The organism is Streptomyces roseochromogenus subsp. oscitans DS 12.976 (assembly GCF_000497445.1).
Lineage (GTDB): Bacteria > Actinomycetota > Actinomycetes > Streptomycetales > Streptomycetaceae > Streptomyces > Streptomyces oscitans.
The window spans coordinates 1,266,697-1,267,259 of sequence record NZ_CM002285.1; the positions used below are offsets into that span (position 1 = coordinate 1,266,697).

Here is a 563-nt window from a genome sequence, read left to right on the forward strand (position 1 = left end):
GGCACGGCGGGCCGCCGCCTGCCCGGGTGACGGGCTGGGCGGCGCAGGCGCTGCGGGCACGGGCGGCCGGGTCCCGGCGGGGTGTGCTGGAGGCCTGCCGGTGCGGCCTGGACGTGCTGGACGACCACCGGATGACGCTCGGCGCCTCGGAACTGCGGGCCCATGTCACCGCGCAGGGCGCCGAACTGGCCGCGCTGGCCCAGGAGGTGAGCCTCGCCCACGGCACCCCGCGCCGGCTGCTGGAGTGGAGCGAGCGCTGGCGGGCGACCGTGCTGTCCGCGCCGCCCACCCGGCCGCCCGCCGACCCTGCCCTGCTGAGCGGCCTGACCGCCTACCGGGAGATCGCGGCCCGCGCCGAGGAGGCCCGGATGGAGGGCCGCCCGGTGCCCGCGCTGGAGCGCGAACAGCGGCGCCTGGAGCGGGAGATCCGCTCCCGCACCCGCCACATCCGCGGGGCCGCCCCGCACGAGGGCGACCGCTTCGACGTGGCCCGGCTGCTGGACCGCCTCGGCGAGGCCGGCCTGGCCGAACTCGCGGTCGTCGACGGACGCGTGCACGTCCTG

The 563-nt window shown here is 79.6% G+C and carries 1 pseudogene; it reads left to right on the plus strand.

What is annotated here, in order from left to right:
- Window positions 1–26: 26 nt before the first annotated feature.
- Window positions 27–563 (plus strand): annotated as a pseudogene (locus M878_RS99520) (CHAT domain-containing protein); the annotation flags it as partial.